Annotated in this window: 11 protein-coding genes and 2 pseudogenes; 10 read left to right on the top strand and 3 right to left on the bottom strand. The window is 69.0% G+C overall.

Annotation, left to right across the window (positions count from 1 at the left end):
• Nucleotides 1-99: 99 nt before the first annotated feature.
• Nucleotides 100-1431: a helix-turn-helix transcriptional regulator gene (locus AB0A95_RS18380; protein WP_357556928.1), complete on the bottom strand. Its 1332-nt coding sequence runs from the start codon at nucleotides 1429-1431 to the stop codon at nucleotides 100-102.
• 112 nt (nucleotides 1432-1543) lie between these two features.
• Nucleotides 1544-1891, bottom strand: a complete 348-nt coding sequence (locus tag AB0A95_RS18375) for a hypothetical protein (RefSeq protein ID WP_357556927.1) — start codon at nucleotides 1889-1891, stop codon at nucleotides 1544-1546.
• Between the two features lie 198 nt (nucleotides 1892-2089).
• On the opposite strand from AB0A95_RS18375, the gene AB0A95_RS18370 reads away from it, so the two are divergent.
• From AB0A95_RS18370 to AB0A95_RS18340, 7 genes and pseudogenes are all read left to right on the top strand, one after another.
• Complete coding sequence (locus tag AB0A95_RS18370; RefSeq protein ID WP_357556926.1) at nucleotides 2090-2530, top strand: cupin domain-containing protein; 441 nt, start codon at nucleotides 2090-2092, stop codon at nucleotides 2528-2530.
• Between the two features lie 194 nt (nucleotides 2531-2724).
• Entirely contained in the window at nucleotides 2725-3240 is a 516-nt protein-coding gene (locus tag AB0A95_RS18365) for a CGNR zinc finger domain-containing protein (protein ID WP_357556925.1), read from the top strand.
• A 247-nt stretch (nucleotides 3241-3487) separates the two neighbouring features.
• Nucleotides 3488-6307, top strand: a complete 2820-nt coding sequence (locus AB0A95_RS18360; protein ID WP_357556924.1) for a BTAD domain-containing putative transcriptional regulator — start codon at nucleotides 3488-3490, stop codon at nucleotides 6305-6307.
• Between the two features lie 49 nt (nucleotides 6308-6356).
• Nucleotides 6357-7370 (top strand): NADPH:quinone reductase, encoded by a 1014-nt coding sequence (locus tag AB0A95_RS18355; RefSeq protein ID WP_357556923.1) that lies wholly within the window; start codon nucleotides 6357-6359, stop codon nucleotides 7368-7370.
• 15 nt (nucleotides 7371-7385) lie between these two features.
• A pseudogene (locus AB0A95_RS18350) lies at nucleotides 7386-7834 on the top strand (integrase core domain-containing protein); the annotation flags it as partial.
• Between the two features lie 26 nt (nucleotides 7835-7860).
• Complete coding sequence (locus AB0A95_RS18345; protein WP_357556922.1) at nucleotides 7861-10701, top strand: BTAD domain-containing putative transcriptional regulator; 2841 nt, start codon at nucleotides 7861-7863, stop codon at nucleotides 10699-10701.
• 174 nt (nucleotides 10702-10875) lie between these two features.
• Nucleotides 10876-11310 carry a MarR family transcriptional regulator gene (locus AB0A95_RS18340; RefSeq protein WP_357556921.1) on the top strand — a complete coding sequence of 145 codons (435 nt, stop codon included), beginning with the start codon at nucleotides 10876-10878 and terminating at the stop codon, nucleotides 11308-11310.
• Nucleotides 11311-11330: 20 nt separating this feature from the next.
• Here the strand turns inward: AB0A95_RS18340 and AB0A95_RS18335 are convergent, their stop codons facing one another.
• Nucleotides 11331-11576, bottom strand: a complete 246-nt coding sequence (locus tag AB0A95_RS18335; protein ID WP_357556920.1) for an amidase family protein — start codon at nucleotides 11574-11576, stop codon at nucleotides 11331-11333.
• Between AB0A95_RS18335 and AB0A95_RS18330 the strand changes: the two genes are divergently transcribed.
• From AB0A95_RS18330 to AB0A95_RS18320, 3 genes and pseudogenes are all read left to right on the top strand, one after another.
• Nucleotides 11494-12486, top strand: coding sequence for a zinc-binding dehydrogenase (locus AB0A95_RS18330; protein ID WP_357556919.1), 993 nt, complete (start codon nucleotides 11494-11496; stop codon nucleotides 12484-12486). The genes AB0A95_RS18335 and AB0A95_RS18330 overlap by 83 nt on opposite strands.
• A gap of 187 nt (nucleotides 12487-12673) precedes the next feature.
• Nucleotides 12674-13363 (top strand): CBS domain-containing protein, encoded by a 690-nt coding sequence (locus tag AB0A95_RS18325; protein WP_357556918.1) that lies wholly within the window; start codon nucleotides 12674-12676, stop codon nucleotides 13361-13363.
• Nucleotides 13364-13731: 368 nt separating this feature from the next.
• Nucleotides 13732-14574 (top strand): annotated as a pseudogene (locus AB0A95_RS18320) (nitroreductase); the annotation flags it as partial.
• Nucleotides 14575-14650: the final 76 nt, after the last annotated feature.

Raw genomic sequence — 14650 nt, 5'->3', positions numbered from 1 at the left:
AGACCTCGGTCGAGCCTCATGGGCCAGGCGAGTTCACGGGCGGGAATCGGTGACACCGTTCCTGCCTGTTTTCGGTGACACCCTTTCGGGAGAACGCCGTCAAGCTGCCTTTTCCGAAGTCACCGCGACTGGCTTCTGTCCTCCTGGCCGGACAGGCAGATCGGCGAGCAGAACCGGTGCAGGCCCGCCTACCCTGAACAGCTCTCGCCCGTAGAGCCTGACCAGTTCGTTGAGGTGGTAGCGGCCGGTGCCCGACCCGAAGGTCATCACCCCGGCGTCGACGAGGTCTTCGAGGCGTTCCTCGGCGCTGAGCACGTCGAGTCCAAGGAGTACCGCGGCCGCCTCGGTGCTCACCTCGGGCGTGCGGATGACACTCAGGCGATGGAGCAACGATTGCTGCTCGCGGGTCAGATGGCGGTATTGACCGGCAAGAACCGACCGAAGCTGCACATCGCCGGCGGACAACCAGGTCAGCCGTTCGCCCGGGGATCTCATCCGGTCTACCAGGCTGGTGACCGTCATTCGCGGCCGGCTGTTGAGCCGGTTACCGACCAGGCGCAGGGCCAGCGGCAGACCGGCGCAGAGTTCGATCAACTCGTCCGCCGCGGCGGGCTCGACCGCGAGTCGCTCGGGCCGGTCGATCATCGATTCCAGGGCTTGTCGGGAGCCAGCCGGGTCGAGTTCTCCCAGCCCGACGCGGTGGCCGGCGTCGAGCCCGGCGAGGGGCCGGCGGCTCGCCACGATGGTCATGCTGTGGGTGCTGTCAACGAGGAGGGGGCGGATCTGGGCCTCGTCGGCGGCATTGTCGAGCCCGACGATCATCGCGGTTGTGTGCATGCGGTAGCGGTAGAGCAGTCCCCGGTCCTTCGGCGAGGCGGGGATCTCCTCCGGCGGAAGACCGATGCGGGTGAGGAGATGGCCGAGTGCGTCATGGGGGGTCATCGGGCGATCGTCGGAACCGCCCAGGTCGAGATGGAACCGCCCATCAGGGAACCGGTCACGATGGGTTCGGCAGATCTCCTTGCCGAAGGTCGTCTTCCCGATGCCGGGCAGTCCCGTGAGGACGACCGGGCCGGTCACCTCGCCCTGGTTGTAGCGTCCGTCGAACCATTGGACGAAGGCAGCCATCTCGTAGTCGCGGCCGACCGTCAAGGAGGTCGCGGTGCCTTCGTTCTCGGGGGCGGCGGACGGCTGCGCCGGTGGCCGGAGCGAGGCCCAGATCGCGTCGTGCTCGTCCGTCGCTGGGTCGAGGGCGGTGACCAGGGCCTCGATCGTGCGTCGGTGGGGCCGGGCGATGCGGTGGCGCTCGAGGTCTCCGATAGTTCGCACGCCTACTCCCGCTCGGACGCTCAACTCTTCGAGGGTGAGTCCTTTCGCCCGTCGGATGCCGCGAATCAGGTCACCGAGCCGGGCCGTTTCGATCGAGTTCACGAAGCTCCCTCTGTCTGCCGTGGGGCTATCAAGGTACCCCGTTCGGTGACGTGCACCATGTCGATAATCAGACTTTTTTGTGACTCAACATGACTTAAATGGTATATCGGGCTTACTGGCTGAAACTGACCTCCCGAAACCCGGCGATCTGTTCCTGCTCGGTCGTCCGGCCGCAGAAGGCCGGTCCATGGGCGAAGGCCTCGGCCATCGCCCGCATCGAGGCGACCCAGTCGCACCCGGCGAGACCGGCGAACCGTCCGTCGGACAGCGCTACCTGGCCGAGCCAGCATCGGTCCGTTACGGCGCGTGACTGGAGGCTTGCCAGGTAGTGCCGCAGGACCGTGTGGGTGCCGGTGAGGAACCGGTGGGTCAGGGTGTCCGGCGAGAAGTCGGTCGCCGCGAGGCGCAGCAGGGCGAGGTCGCCGGGCCGCCACGGGCGAGTGATGACATCGAAGCTCATATCGGTGGCTTGAATTTCCGGTTGGCGAGGGTCGGGGCGCGTTGGCAAACGCGTCCGAGTCGTCGGCATTCAGTGCGATCTGCTGTGAGGTGGAGCATTCCGGCGGGTTCCCGTGTCGCTGGCCACTTGCGGGGATCTGAACGTCTTCTTCGTCCCTGCGTTTTCTGGTGCGTCCCATTCGATTCGAGGAGGAACATCGTGAAGAGGACTCTCGCCGCGGGAGCGGCCATGGTCGGCGCTGTCGTCGCCGGGCTGGCGCTCACCGGGGCGCCCGCGCTGGCCACGCCGTCCGGTCCGGGTGTGTCGGGCACGATCCAGTGGCAGACCACGGTCGGTGACAAGGACTACATCCTGCGTGAAGTCACCATCCCGCCGGGTCAGGCCACCGGGTGGCATACGCACCCGGGCGTTCTGTACGGGGTGGTCAAGAAGGGCACGCTCAGCCACTTCGACCGCGACTGCAAGTCGGATGGCGTGTACCGCACCGGCCAGTCCATCGTCGAGCCCGCCGGCGCCGACAAGGTGCACATTGGCATCAACAAGGGCCGCACCGACATGGTGCTCGAAGTGCTCTACGTCCTGCCGCACGGCGCGCCGTTGTCGGTCGACGCTCCCAACCCTGGGTGCGACTTCCAGTAAACGGGGGGCGGTGCGGTTCGCTGATGATCCGCACCGCCGCGGCCGAAATCCGCTCGTCGAACTGAGTGATCGTCCGCCGGATGCGGTTGGACCACGTGGCGAACACGGCGAGTCAGCCGGGCCGAACGTACGGTGAGATGACGCGTGCCGTGTGTGGTGGATGCGCCGGGTCGTGGGCTGGTAGCTTCCGCCCAATGAGGCGTCCGCTGGAGCATGAGCCGTTCGCGCTGGATCTGCTCAACACGCGGTGGGTCGATCAGGGGCGGGAGTTCGACGCGCTGGACGACCACGCCTGGGCCGCCTCGTGGCTGCTGAGCCACGGGTTCCGCGGGTGGAGCACCGAGGCCGGGGCCGCACTACGCGAGACGCGGGACGCCCTGCGCGCAATCGTGGAAACGCCGGGGGAGGGCGCCGAGGTGGCGCTCAACCTGATTCTGGCCCGCGGGCGTGTGCGCTTCGCGCTCCGGGCGGGAGTGCCGACGAGGATCGTCGAGGTGGCCGATGAGTGGTTGCCGGCCTGGGAGGCTGCCGACAACTATCTCGACCTCGTCGGCCGGGGACCGCGCCGGTTGCGCCGATGTTCCGGGGCGGGCTGCGCACTCTATTTCTATGACATCTCCCGCAACGGGGGTCGGCGATGGTGCTCGATGGAGACGTGTGGCAACCGGAGCAAGGTGTCCCGGCACTATCGGCGGGTGCGGGCCGGCTGATGCCTCGTCCGGGGCGGCCGGCCATTGTCAGGGAGCGTGTAACCTAACTGTTGAAAACGTGTAGCCGGTTAGTGGAGCGGCGACTGGCGGCGCGGCGTGGACGCGACCCACGGAGTCCCTGCACGGGTCTGGCCGCAGGTGACCGCCGTTAGGATGCGCGAAGAGCTGGCAACCCGGTCCGTGTTCGCGTGCACAGCCGGTCCGATCGATCGCTTCGGTGCGATCCGCGAGATGGCCGGAGGTAGACATGAATCCCGAAGTGCGATTCACGGTGCTCGGCCCGGTTCGTGCCTGGCGGCAGGATGTCGAGATCGACCTGCGCCCCCCGCAGCTGCGGAGCATGCTCGGACTGCTTCTCGTCCGCGCTCCGGATCCGGTCGCTCCCGAAGAGTTCAGCGCCCTGCTGTGGGGCGAGGACCCGCCGGCGCGAGCCGGCAACATCGTCCATCGCCACATCGGCGCGCTGCGCAAGTTGCTCGAACCCGAGCTGGCCAACCGGGCCCAGGGTCGTTGGCTGACGCGGGCCGGCAGTGGTTACCGGCTCGAGGTGGCGCCGTCGGAGCTCGACCTTCTGCACTTCCGGGAGCAAGCCGAGGCGGCGACGCTCGCCGCCGAGGGCGGGGACCACCCGACCGCTCTGGCCCAGCGGGCCGCCGCGCTGCGACTCTGGCACGGCCGGTGCGCGGCCGGCATCGACCCGGGTGCGGCCCTGGCCCCCGAGTTCGCCGCGGTCGACCAGGAACGAGTGGCCGTGGCGTGCGCCGCCGTCGACGATGCCCTGCGCGGCGGCGATCCCGGTGACCTCGTCCCTCTCATCCAGGCCGCGGCCGATCAGAACCCGCTCGACGAAGTCGTCCACGCTCGGTTGATCATTCTGCTGTCAGCGAGCGGCCGGCAGGCCGCCGCGGGCGCGGTCTATCACGCCATCCGTCTGCGCTTGACCGAGCAATTGGGGGTCGACCCCGGCCGGGATCTGGTAGCCGCTTACGACCGGGTGCTGCGCCAGGACTCCCTCGTCCAGCCGGCACCCGCGCCCGACCCGCGCCGTTCGGTGCCCTCACAGCTGCCGCCGGGCAGCAATCTCTTCACCGGGCGTGACGCCGAACTCGACCAGCTGTCGGCGCTGGCCGCCGAGGTGGGCCGCGATCGGTCGGCGACAGTGATCGGGGTCGTCGACGGGCTGCCGGGCATGGGCAAGACGAGTCTGGTGGTGCACTGGGCGCACCGGATGTCGCATCTGTTCCCGGACGGCCGGCTCTTCATCAACCTACAAGGCTTCGACCCGAGCGGAAGCGTGGTCGACACCGGCAAGGCGCTGGAACATCTGCTCACCGCGCTCGACGTCCCCTATTCGGAGATGCCCGCCGACATAGCGACGCGAACGAACCTGTACCGATCGAGGATGGCCGAACGCCGGACCCTGCTCGTCCTCGACAATGCCAGGGACGAGGAGCATGTGCGGCCGCTCCTGCCGGCGTCGTCGAACAGCCTGGTGCTGGTGACCAGCCGCAACCGGCTGACCGGGCTGGTCACCCGCGAGGGCGCCACGCCGGTGAGCCTGGGGGCGATGACGCTGGCCGAGTCCCGCGCGGTCGTCCGCAAACGGGTGGGAGACGATCGGCAGTCCGGTGACGAGCAGCATCTCGACGAAATCATCGCGAGTTGCGGTGGGCTTCCGCTCGCGCTCGCCGTCGTCTGCGCCCGCGCTCTGGCCTATGAATGCCCGCTGCGGGAGGTCGCGGACGAGCTGCGGCACGCGGTGACCCTGGACCCGTTCGACGGCGACGAGCCCCGCAGCGACGTCCGCAACGTCTTCTCCTGGTCCTACCACATGCTCAGTGACCAGGCCGCCCAGTTGTTCCGCCTGCTGCCGCTGCACCTGGGCACGGATTTTGGCGTGGCCTCGGCCGCGAGTCTGGCCGGGGTACCCTTCCACACCGCGCGCAAGCTGCTCGGTGAGCTCAATCGCACCCGCCTGCTGACCGAGGTTCGACTGGGCCGGTACGCGATGCACGACCTGATCCGGGTCTACGCCGGCGAATTGGGAGCGGGGGAGGACCTCGACGAGCATCGACGCGCTGCCGTGGCACGCTTGCTCGATCATCTTCGCCAGACGGCATACGCCGCGGGCAGCGCGCTGATGCCCTCGTCGCGGCTGAGTGAGCCACCGAGGTCCCTGGCCGGTGTCACGCCCCAGAGCGTCGCGGATGCGCAGTCGGCGATGTCCTGGTTCACCACCGAGCTGACCACTATCGAGGGGTCCCTGGCGGTGCGCGACGTCCCGGAGTTCCGTCCCTGGCAGCTCGCCGAAGCCCTGATGCCCTACTACCAGCGGCGCGCCATGGTGCCGCGGTGGCTGTCCACGGCCACGCTCGCCTTGCGTGTCGCCGTTGACGCCGGCGATCTGGAGGGACAGGCCGTGATGCACCGGATGATGGCCGGCGCCGAGGTGTTCGGCAGCCACGCCGCTGCGGCGACGCGCTTCGCCGCGGCGACCCGGCACCTGGAGCGTGCCCTCGAACTGTTCGACGCGGCTGGAAGGCCGCTCGACATGGCCTTTGCCTATTGCAACTTCGGCACTGTGCATGACAGTCAGGGCCGGCACCGCGAGGCTCTGACCGACTACGAACGTGCCATGTCCGTCTTCGAGTCTCTCGACCACGAACGGGGCCTCGCGCTTGCCCTGTTCGGCCGGGGATGGCAACTGGTGGAGCTCGGTGATCTGGAAGCCGGCCTGGAGAATCTGGCTCGGGCCGAGGCTCTCGCGATCGCCGGGAACGATGACAGCAACGCGGGCTCCTGCGCCGGCACGATGGCCGAGGTGCTCCGCCGGCTCGGCCGGCTCGACGAGGCGGTCGCCTGCCTCCAGCGGGCCCGCGAGCTTTTCCTCACCAGCGGCAACCACGTCGAGTCGGCCAAACTGGAGAAGCGGCTCGGCGACGTCTTCGCGGCGACCGGACGGCCGGCGGAGGCGTTGTCCGCGTGGCGGATGGCGCGTGACCGCTATGCCGACCTGGGCCAGGAAGAAGCAGTGGCGCAGATCGAGAAGGCGATGGCCGCGCGGTGAGTGCGCGGCGATGAATGAACGAGTCCCACGAACCAAGTAAGGAAGAAACATGCGGGCAGTTGTCTTCACCGAGCCGGGCCCCGCGTCCGTTCTGGAGATCGTCGATCGCGATCTGCCGCCCGCCGGGCCCGGTGAGGTAAGGGTGCGGATCGTTCTCTCCGCGGTCAACCCCACCGACACCGGCACCCGATCCGGCCGTGGGGTGCCCGACGGCATCGCGCCGCCACGCGTGCCGAATCAGGACGGGGCCGGTGTGGTCGACGCGGTCGGTGACGGGGTGACCGGGCTCGAACCGGGCGATCACGTCTGGGTCTGGGACGCGGCGTACGGCCGGGCCGACGGCACCGCCCAGGAATACGTGGTCCTGCCCCGCCGCCAAGTGGTGCAGATGAACAAGGAGGTCCCGTTCGCGGTCGGCGCCGCGGTGGGCATTCCCGCGCTGACCGCGCACCGCTGCCTTACCGTCGCCGCCGACGGCCCCTCGCGGCTGACGCCCGACGCCCTAAAAGGCCGCACTGTTCTGGTCGCCGGGGGCGCGGGTGCGGTCGGCAACGCGGCGATCCAACTCGCGAAGTGGGCCGGCGCGACCGTGCTGACCACCGTCTCGTCCAAGGAGAAGGCCGACCTGGCCACGGCGGCCGGCGCCGACGCGGTGATCAACTATCGCCACGAAGATGTGGTCGCCCGGGTCCGCGAGCTGAGCAAGACCGGGCCGCAGATCATCGTCGAGGTCAACGTCGACAACCTGCGCCAGGACCTCACGCTGGTCGCCCCGGGCGGCAACATCGCCATCTATGTCGGCGGCGAGGTCTCGATCCCGGCTTTCCAGGCGGCGTTCAAGAACGTCAGCCTCGACTTCGTGCTGACCTACACGACGGCCGACGAGGAGAAAGACGGTGCGGTCGCCGCCGTAGCCGAGGCGGTCGACTCCGGTGCCTTCCGGGTCGGTGAGGAGGCCGGTCTGCCGATCCTGCGGTTCCCTCTGGAGCGGGTCGCCGCCGCGCACGAGGCCGTCGAGCGGAACGTGGTCGGCAAGGTCGTCGTCGAGGTCCAACAGCCGTAGTCGTCCCGGTGCGCCCCCGGCGCGATGCCGCACGTGGATGTCACCAAGTACGGCAACATTCCCGACGGCGGCGGCTGGCGTTTCGTCGGCCGCCAGCAAGGCGAGCGCAACCGCCGGGCCACCGCGCGGGCACCGGGTCACCCAACAGCGTCTACGAACCTCAGATAGGTACCGCGTTCGTGCACACCGTCGTCGATGATCACTCCCGGGTCGCCTATGCCGAGCTGGGGACCAGGCCGAAGAAAACCCGCCTTTACCGGCCACAGACCAACGGCAAGGTCGAACGGTTCCACCGGACCTTGACCGACGGCTGGGCCATCGCCCGGCTCTACACCTGCGAACAAGCCCGTAGCAAGGCCCGACCGGCCTTCCTACATCGCTACAATCACCACCGACCCCAGACCGCCACCGGTGGCCTACCGCCCATCACCAGGTTGACCAACGTCCCTGGACGGCACACCTGAGAGAACTCGAATCGGAGGTGTGTCGGATGGATCCCGGGGTGCGGTTCTCCGTGCTCGGACCGGTGCGAGTCTGGCGCGCGGGCATCGAACTGGACCCGCGGCCGCCACAGCTGCGGCACGTCCTGGGGCTCCTGCTGGTCCGGGCGGGCAGCCCGGTCGCGCCGGAGGAGTTCGCGCGACTGTTGTGGGGTGACGACCAGCCAGCCCGTGCGGCGAACATCGTCCACCGGCACATCGGGTTGCTGCGGCGGCTGCTGGAACCTGGGCTCGGGCCGCGGGAACAAGGCCAATACGTGCAACGGGTGGGAGCTGGATACAGCCTGGACGTCGAAGCGAGCGCCGTGGACCTGATCGCCTTTCGGCGCCTCGCGGAGCGGGGGCATGCGGCGGCCGGAGCCGGCGACCCGGCGACCGCGCTGGCGCACCTGACCGCGGCCCTTCAGCTGTGGCGGGCGAGATGCGCAGCCGACCTGGACACCGGGCCGGAGATGGCACCCGAGTTCGTCGCGGTCGACCACGAGCGGACGGAGGTGGCCGGCGCCGCGGTCGAAGCCGCCCTGAGCTGCGGGCAGCCGGCCGAGCTGCTGCCCCTGATCCGTACCGCAGCCAACCAGGACCCGTTGGACGAGGCGTTGCACGCTCGGTTGATCCTGTTGCTCGTCGCGGCCGGTAGGCAGGCCGCCGCGATGGCGGCGTTCGAGGCGATCCGGGTACGCCTGCACGACGAACTCGGCGTCGAGCCCGGCCCGGAGTTGAGAGCGGCACAGCAGCGGATGCTCGGCGCCGTCGCCGGGCCCACGGTCCCGGCGACGGTTGTTGCCGAGCCAGTGCTGTCACAGTTGCCGCCCGGTAACCGGCATTTCAGCGGTCGCGCCGCAGAGCTGGCCCGATTGTCGTCGCTGGCCGCGAAGCTCGGCGACAACCCGGCGGCGACCGTGATCGGCGTGGTCGACGGACTGCCGGGCATGGGCAAGACCAGTCTCGTCGTGCAGTGGGCACACGAGAGTGCCTCGTCGTTCCCGGATGGCCGCGTCTTCCTCGATCTGCGCGGGTTCGACGACCGCGCCAGCTTGCTGAGCACCGAGCAGGCGCTCGACCACCTCCTGTTGGCCCTCGGTGTGGCGCACACCGAGATCCCACCCCTCGTCGAGGCTCGCAAGGCCATGTTCCGGACCCTGATGGCCGACCGCCGGATGCTGTTGATCCTGGACAACGCCCGCGACGAGGAACATGTCCGGCCGTTGATCCCGACTTCGGCGGGCAGCCTGGTCCTGGTGACCAGCCGCAACCGGATGCTCGGCCTGATCAGCCAGGAAGGCGCTGTGCCGCTGAATCTGGACCGTCCGTCGCCGGCCGAGTATCGAACGGCGTTCCGCAACCGCCTGGGCGCCGATCGGATCGTGGGGCAGGAGGCGGCGCTGGACGAAATCGTCGAGCGGTGCGGCGGTCTCCCGCTGGCGGTCGCTGTCGTGTGCGCCCGAGCCGTCGCCTATCCGGACTGGTCGCTGCGGCAGATCGCGGACGAGTTGCGAGACGCGCGATCGCTGGACTTCTTCGACGGCGAGGATCCCCGAAGTGACGTTCGCACCGTGTTCTCGTGGTCATACCACATGCTCAGCGACCATGCAGCACGTCTGTTCCGGCTGTTGACCGTCGGCCCGGGCCCGGACTTCGGTCTGGCCGTCGCCGCCGCGGTGGCCGGTCTCTCCCGTCCGGCGACGCGGGCGTTGCTGCGCGAGCTGGTCCGGATCCGCCTGCTGACCGAGTACCGGCCCGGCCGATTCCGATTCGACGATCTGATCCGAACGTACGCCGCGGAGCTGAGCGCCGGCCTCGACGGCCGGGACGACCGGGACGGCGCCCTGCGTCGTCTGCTCGACCAGCTGTGGCAGACCGGCTACGCCGCGGGGAGAATGCTGTCACCGGCAGTGTCACTGAGCACGCCGCCACCGCCGCTGCCGGGGGTCGTTCCGGAACAGATCACCGATCCGCGGTCGGCGACCGCCTGGTTCGCCGACGAGCTGGCGCTGTTGGAGGCAGCGTCGACCGTCCGCGATGTGAAGGGCTTCCGGCCGTGGCAGCTCGCTCAGACGATCATGCCGTACTACCAGCGTCGCGCCATGACTCAGCGATGGCGGGGCGCGGCCGGGCAGGCGTTGGACGCATCCATGGCGGCCGGTGACCTCGAGGGCGTGGCTGTCATGCACCGCCTGCGGGCCTGTGCCGAAATCTTCGGCCTCCCGGTGGACGGCCCGAACTTCGAGGTTGCGTGGGAGCATCTGAACGAGGCGCTGCGGTTGTTCGACGCGGCCGGTTCTCCGTCCGGCAAGGGCCTGGTTCACACCAACATCGGTCGGCTTCAGCACCTCCAGGGCCGCTATGGCGAGGCTCTGCGCTCGTACGAGCGTGCCCTGACATTGTTCGAGTCGGCCGGTCACGACCGCGGGGCCGCCCTGGCTCTGATCGGGATCGGCGCAGAGCACGGCCGAGCGGGAGACATCGAGAGTGGCTTCCGAGATCTCCGTCGGGGTGAGGCCATCGCCCTGGGCATCGGCGACGTCGGCCTCGCGGGCTGCTTCAGCGCGGCAATGGCCGGCATCGAGGCCGGCCGGGGCCGGTTCGGTGCTGCGATCACGTTCTTCCAGCAGGCCCGGGACAGGTTCGGCCGCGGTGGCAATGTCACCTTGATCGCGCTCAACGAGGAGAGCTTCGGCGACGTCCTGGCCGCAGCCGGACGACATGCGGAGGCCGCGAGCGCGTGGCGGACGGCTCGGCAGAGTTACGCGGACCTCGGCCAGGAGGGACACGCCGATCGTGTCCGCACCAGGGGAGTCGGCGGTACCACGGATTGCCTGGTCGACACCTGAGGCCTAACGGACCGCAGCCCTGAGGTCGCAGCGCGGTCCGGTGTCGCCGAGCTGCCGCTGGGCGCTTCGGTCGAGGTTATCGCCGAGGTAGAGGTGGACCGACCCTCGGTCGGGGCCGGTAGGCGGCATGAGACCCTGGGGCTTTGACCACAGGGGGTTAAATTGCGTCGCAGCATGCGCACTCCGGATCTCGGCATGCTGTCCACCCGGTTGCTGTTCGGACTGCAGTCCGAGCTTTTCCGGCGCAGCGCCGAGGAGGGCTTCGACGACATCAGGCCCCGGCACGGTGCGGTGACAGCTTATCTGGACGAGGACGGTCTGCGGCTGACCGATCTGACCCGGCTGTCCGGGCGGAACAAACAGACGATCGGCGCCATCCTCGATGAGCTGGAGAAGCTGGGCTACGTCAAACGGGTGGCCGACCCGGAGGACCGCCGTGCCAAGCTGATCGTGCCGACCGAACGTGGCCTGCGGTTGACGGCCCTGGCCGACGCCATCGTCGCGGACATCGAGCGAGAGTACGCGGCCAAGGTCGGAGCGGACGCCTACGAACGCTTCCTCCAGACCCTCGCCCTGATCACCGAGGACGTTCCTGAACGACTGGAGTGAGCGATCCGAAGGGCCCGGCTTCAGCCGAGTACGCGTTCGAAGGCGAGGGCAAGCCCGAGGAGCCCGCTGTCCGAGCCGGAGATACCGATCAGTTGAACTCCGACCGGGAGGCCGGCTGGGTCTGCGCCCGCGGGCAGTGACACGGCCGGCAGGCCGGCCACCGAGACGCCGAACACGTAGCGCATGAAGACCCTGGCCGTATCGATCGTGGAGCTTCCGGGGATCGGGACAGCGGTCGTCGGCGTGGTCGGCACCGACCTGCACATCCTCGGCGGCGACGTGCCGGAGGTCGCCGTCGGTCGAGTGCTCGGCCACGAGGCGGTCGGCACGGTTGTCGAGATCGGCAGTGGTATCGGCGGACTGGCCAAGGGCGACCGAGTGCTCGCGTCCTGCATTTCCGCGTGCGGGATCTGGCGGTACTGTCGGCAGGGCACCTACGGGCAGTGCCTGGGTGGCGGCGGCTGGATCCTTGGTCATCTGGTGGACGGGGTGCAAGCCGAGTATGCCCGGATCCCGTTCGCGGACCTGTCCACGTACAAGCTGCCGGAGCGGGTGACCGACGAAACGGCGGTGCTGCTCGCCGACATCCTGCCCACGTCGTACGAGGTCGGCGTGCTCAATGGCGACGTTCGTCCCGGCGACACCGTCGTGGTGGTGGGCGCGGGCCCGATCGGGCTCGCCGCTGTGCTGACGGCGAGGCTCTACTCGCCGGCGCGCATCGTGATGGTCGACAAGGCCGAGAGCCGTTTGCAGGCGGCCAGAACAATCGGCGCGGACGACACCATCCTGGTCGGCACCGACGACCCGCTCGGCACGGTCCAGGCTATGACCGGCGGCCTCGGCGCGGACGTCGTCATCGAGGCGGTCGGCACCCCGCAAACCTTCGAGCTCTGCACCACGCTCGTCCGGCCCGGCGGCCACATCGCCAACGTCGGCGTGCACGGCAAGCCAGCGACTCTGCACCTGGAAGACCTGTGGAGCCGCGACGTCACGATCACCACGGGCCTGGTGGACACGTACTCCACGCCGCAGCTGCTCGACATGCTCGTCGCCGGCCAACTCGATGTCGGCCACCTGGTCACCCACCGGTTCGAGCTGGGCGATTTCGCCGAGGCGTACGACGTCTTCGCCGACCCGGCGCGCACCGGCGCGCTCAAGGTGGTGCTGTCGCGATGAGGATGTCGCTGCCAGCCGGCGCTGACGGACGACTTCCTTGCCTGCACACCGCCAGCCAGCCAGATCCCGGTGTCAGTGGTGATCACCACCGGCTGCACCGGTTGGCCCGTCGGGAGGGGCCGATCGGCCCTGACCTGGGCGTCCCGGCACTCCTAGCGTCGGTGGTGAGGAGAGAAGGAGGGCTGTGATGAGGGCCTGGAAAGTGGACGATGTGATGACCGAGGCGGTCGTGTCCGTGCAACAGACCGCCTCCTATCGAACCGTGGTCGATCTGCTGGTCGGCTGCCGGTTCAGCGCGGTGCCCGTCGTGGACGACTTCCAGCGGGTCACCGGGGTCGTGTCCGAGGCGGACCTGCTGCGAAAGATCGAGTACGCGGGCGTGGAGACCCCCCGGCTGTTCGACGGCCGACGCCGGCGCGGTGCGCGAGCGAAGGCACGGGCCGGGACCGCCGCCGAGCTGATGAGCAGCCCGCCGGTCGTTGCCCTCGTCGGCACACCGCTCGCCGCCGCAGCGCGGCTGATGGACGCCGAGCAGGTCAAGCGCCTCCCGGTCGTCAACGACCTGGGCCGGCTTGTCGGCATCGTCTCCCGCGGTGACCTACTCAAGGTGTATCTGCGGCCGGACGACGAGATCCAACAGGACGTGCACACCGGTGTCCTCACCCCGTTGCTGGCCGAAGCGGCCAACAAGGTAACGGTTGCGGTGGCCCAGGGTGCCGTGACGCTGACCGGACGTGTCGAGCGTTGGACGACGGCCGACACGGTTGTCCGGCTGACGCACCAGGTCGCTGGAGTCGTCGAGGTGTTCGACGAAGTCGAATTCGACGTCGACGACCGCTACACAGTTGCCCCCGGACTCGTCTATGGCGTGGCCTGAGGCAACGAGGCAAGACCTTGCACGACGTGCTCGCTGACCTGCCCGCGGACTGGCCGCACGACGGCCCGACGCGAGCCGGCCGGTGATTGGAACGCCATGACAGGAGCTTCCCAACGCTTGGCGGCCGAAGGCTCCGTCACCGTCGACGTGGTGTTCTCCTTCCACGGCCCCCGCGGCGCCGCAGACCTCAAGGCGTGGTGCCAGAGCCAGCTCGACCGCCACGAGACGTACGTGGTGGAGCAGCGTCGAGCCGGTCGTGCAGGTCTACCCCCGCTCGAAGTCATGCCAGAAGTCTGCGACTGGTCGGTGGTCGACCGGGCACGGCAAGACCGAGCGGACAACCACTGTGGTTCCGCTGATCGCCCGCCAGGCAACTGTCCGCGACCGACGCGCCCGGCCAACTCCTGCTGATCAGCTGCGGGGCCGCGTTGCACCATGCCCAGGTCGCACTCGCCGCCGAGGGCTGGACCGTCGAGACCGAGCGTCTACCCGACCGCGCGCGGCCTGACCTCCTCGCCCGGCTACGGCCGACCGAAAGGACGCTGGTCACGGCCGAGGCGATTCGCCTGGTGCAGACAATGCGGATCCGGCGCACCGACCGCCGCCCGGTCAGCGACGAACCTCTACCGGCAGACGTCCTGGGAGCCATCGAGAAGGCCGTAGGCGCCGAGGTGCGGATCCAGCTTCTGTCGTCCGACCAAGTCCTCGAACTGGCTGCTGCGGCGTCTAGAGCAGCCGCAGTGGAGGCTGCCGAACCACGGATCCGGGAAGAACTCGCGTACTGGACCGGACGGGCCCGACCCGTGGGTACTGGCCTACCGGCTGAGGTACTTCCCGAGCGCCAGCAGCAGACAACCGTCCCAGGGCGGGACTTTGGCCGATCAGGAAGGCTGCCGATAGGACCCGGACATGACAAAGCGGCTGTCTACGCTGTGCTCTACGGTGACGAGGACGACCCGCGAGACTGGCTACGCGCAGGCGAGGCTCTCTCGGCCGGCTGGCTACGGGCCACCGAGCTCGGCGTGTCCGTTGTCCCTCTCAGCGGTGTCATCGAGGTGGCGAGCACGCGACAGACCCTGCGTACTCTACTGGCCAATCTCGGTCATCCCTACCTGGTGCTCCGACTCGGGATCGCCGACCCGGAACACGCCGCTCCGCCACACACCCCACGACTGCCGGCCGCGCAGGTTGTTGACGGACCTGGCGTCTGATCCTCCCCAGGGTGCCGGCAGGACGATGCCGACCATCTCAAGGCTGGTGCCCGTTGACTACTGATCCCCGCATCGA

This window comes from Micromonospora sp. NPDC049230 (genome assembly GCF_040647875.1).
Lineage (GTDB): Bacteria > Actinomycetota > Actinomycetes > Mycobacteriales > Micromonosporaceae > Micromonospora.
The sequence above is the reverse complement of the archived record's forward strand: the minus strand, read 5'-3'. Positions and strand labels throughout refer to the sequence as shown.

What these genes read in the sequence shown, in the direction of transcription:
- AB0A95_RS18375 (WP_357556927.1), bottom strand. Translation starts at nt 1,891, where the DNA reads ATGAGCTTCGATGTCATCACTCGCCCGTGGCGGCCCGGCGACCTCGCC.
- AB0A95_RS18365 (WP_357556925.1), top strand. Translation starts at nt 2,725, where the DNA reads ATGAGGCGTCCGCTGGAGCATGAGCCGTTCGCGCTGGATCTGCTCAAC.
- AB0A95_RS18360 (WP_357556924.1), top strand. Translation starts at nt 3,488, where the DNA reads ATGAATCCCGAAGTGCGATTCACGGTGCTCGGCCCGGTTCGTGCCTGG.
- AB0A95_RS18355 (WP_357556923.1), top strand. Translation starts at nt 6,357, where the DNA reads ATGCGGGCAGTTGTCTTCACCGAGCCGGGCCCCGCGTCCGTTCTGGAG.
- AB0A95_RS18345 (WP_357556922.1), top strand. Translation starts at nt 7,861, where the DNA reads ATGGATCCCGGGGTGCGGTTCTCCGTGCTCGGACCGGTGCGAGTCTGG.
- AB0A95_RS18340 (WP_357556921.1), top strand. Translation starts at nt 10,876, where the DNA reads ATGCGCACTCCGGATCTCGGCATGCTGTCCACCCGGTTGCTGTTCGGA.
- AB0A95_RS18330 (WP_357556919.1), top strand. Translation starts at nt 11,494, where the DNA reads ATGAAGACCCTGGCCGTATCGATCGTGGAGCTTCCGGGGATCGGGACA.
- AB0A95_RS18335 (WP_357556920.1), bottom strand. Translation starts at nt 11,576, where the DNA reads ATGTGCAGGTCGGTGCCGACCACGCCGACGACCGCTGTCCCGATCCCC.
- AB0A95_RS18325 (WP_357556918.1), top strand. Translation starts at nt 12,674, where the DNA reads ATGAGGGCCTGGAAAGTGGACGATGTGATGACCGAGGCGGTCGTGTCC.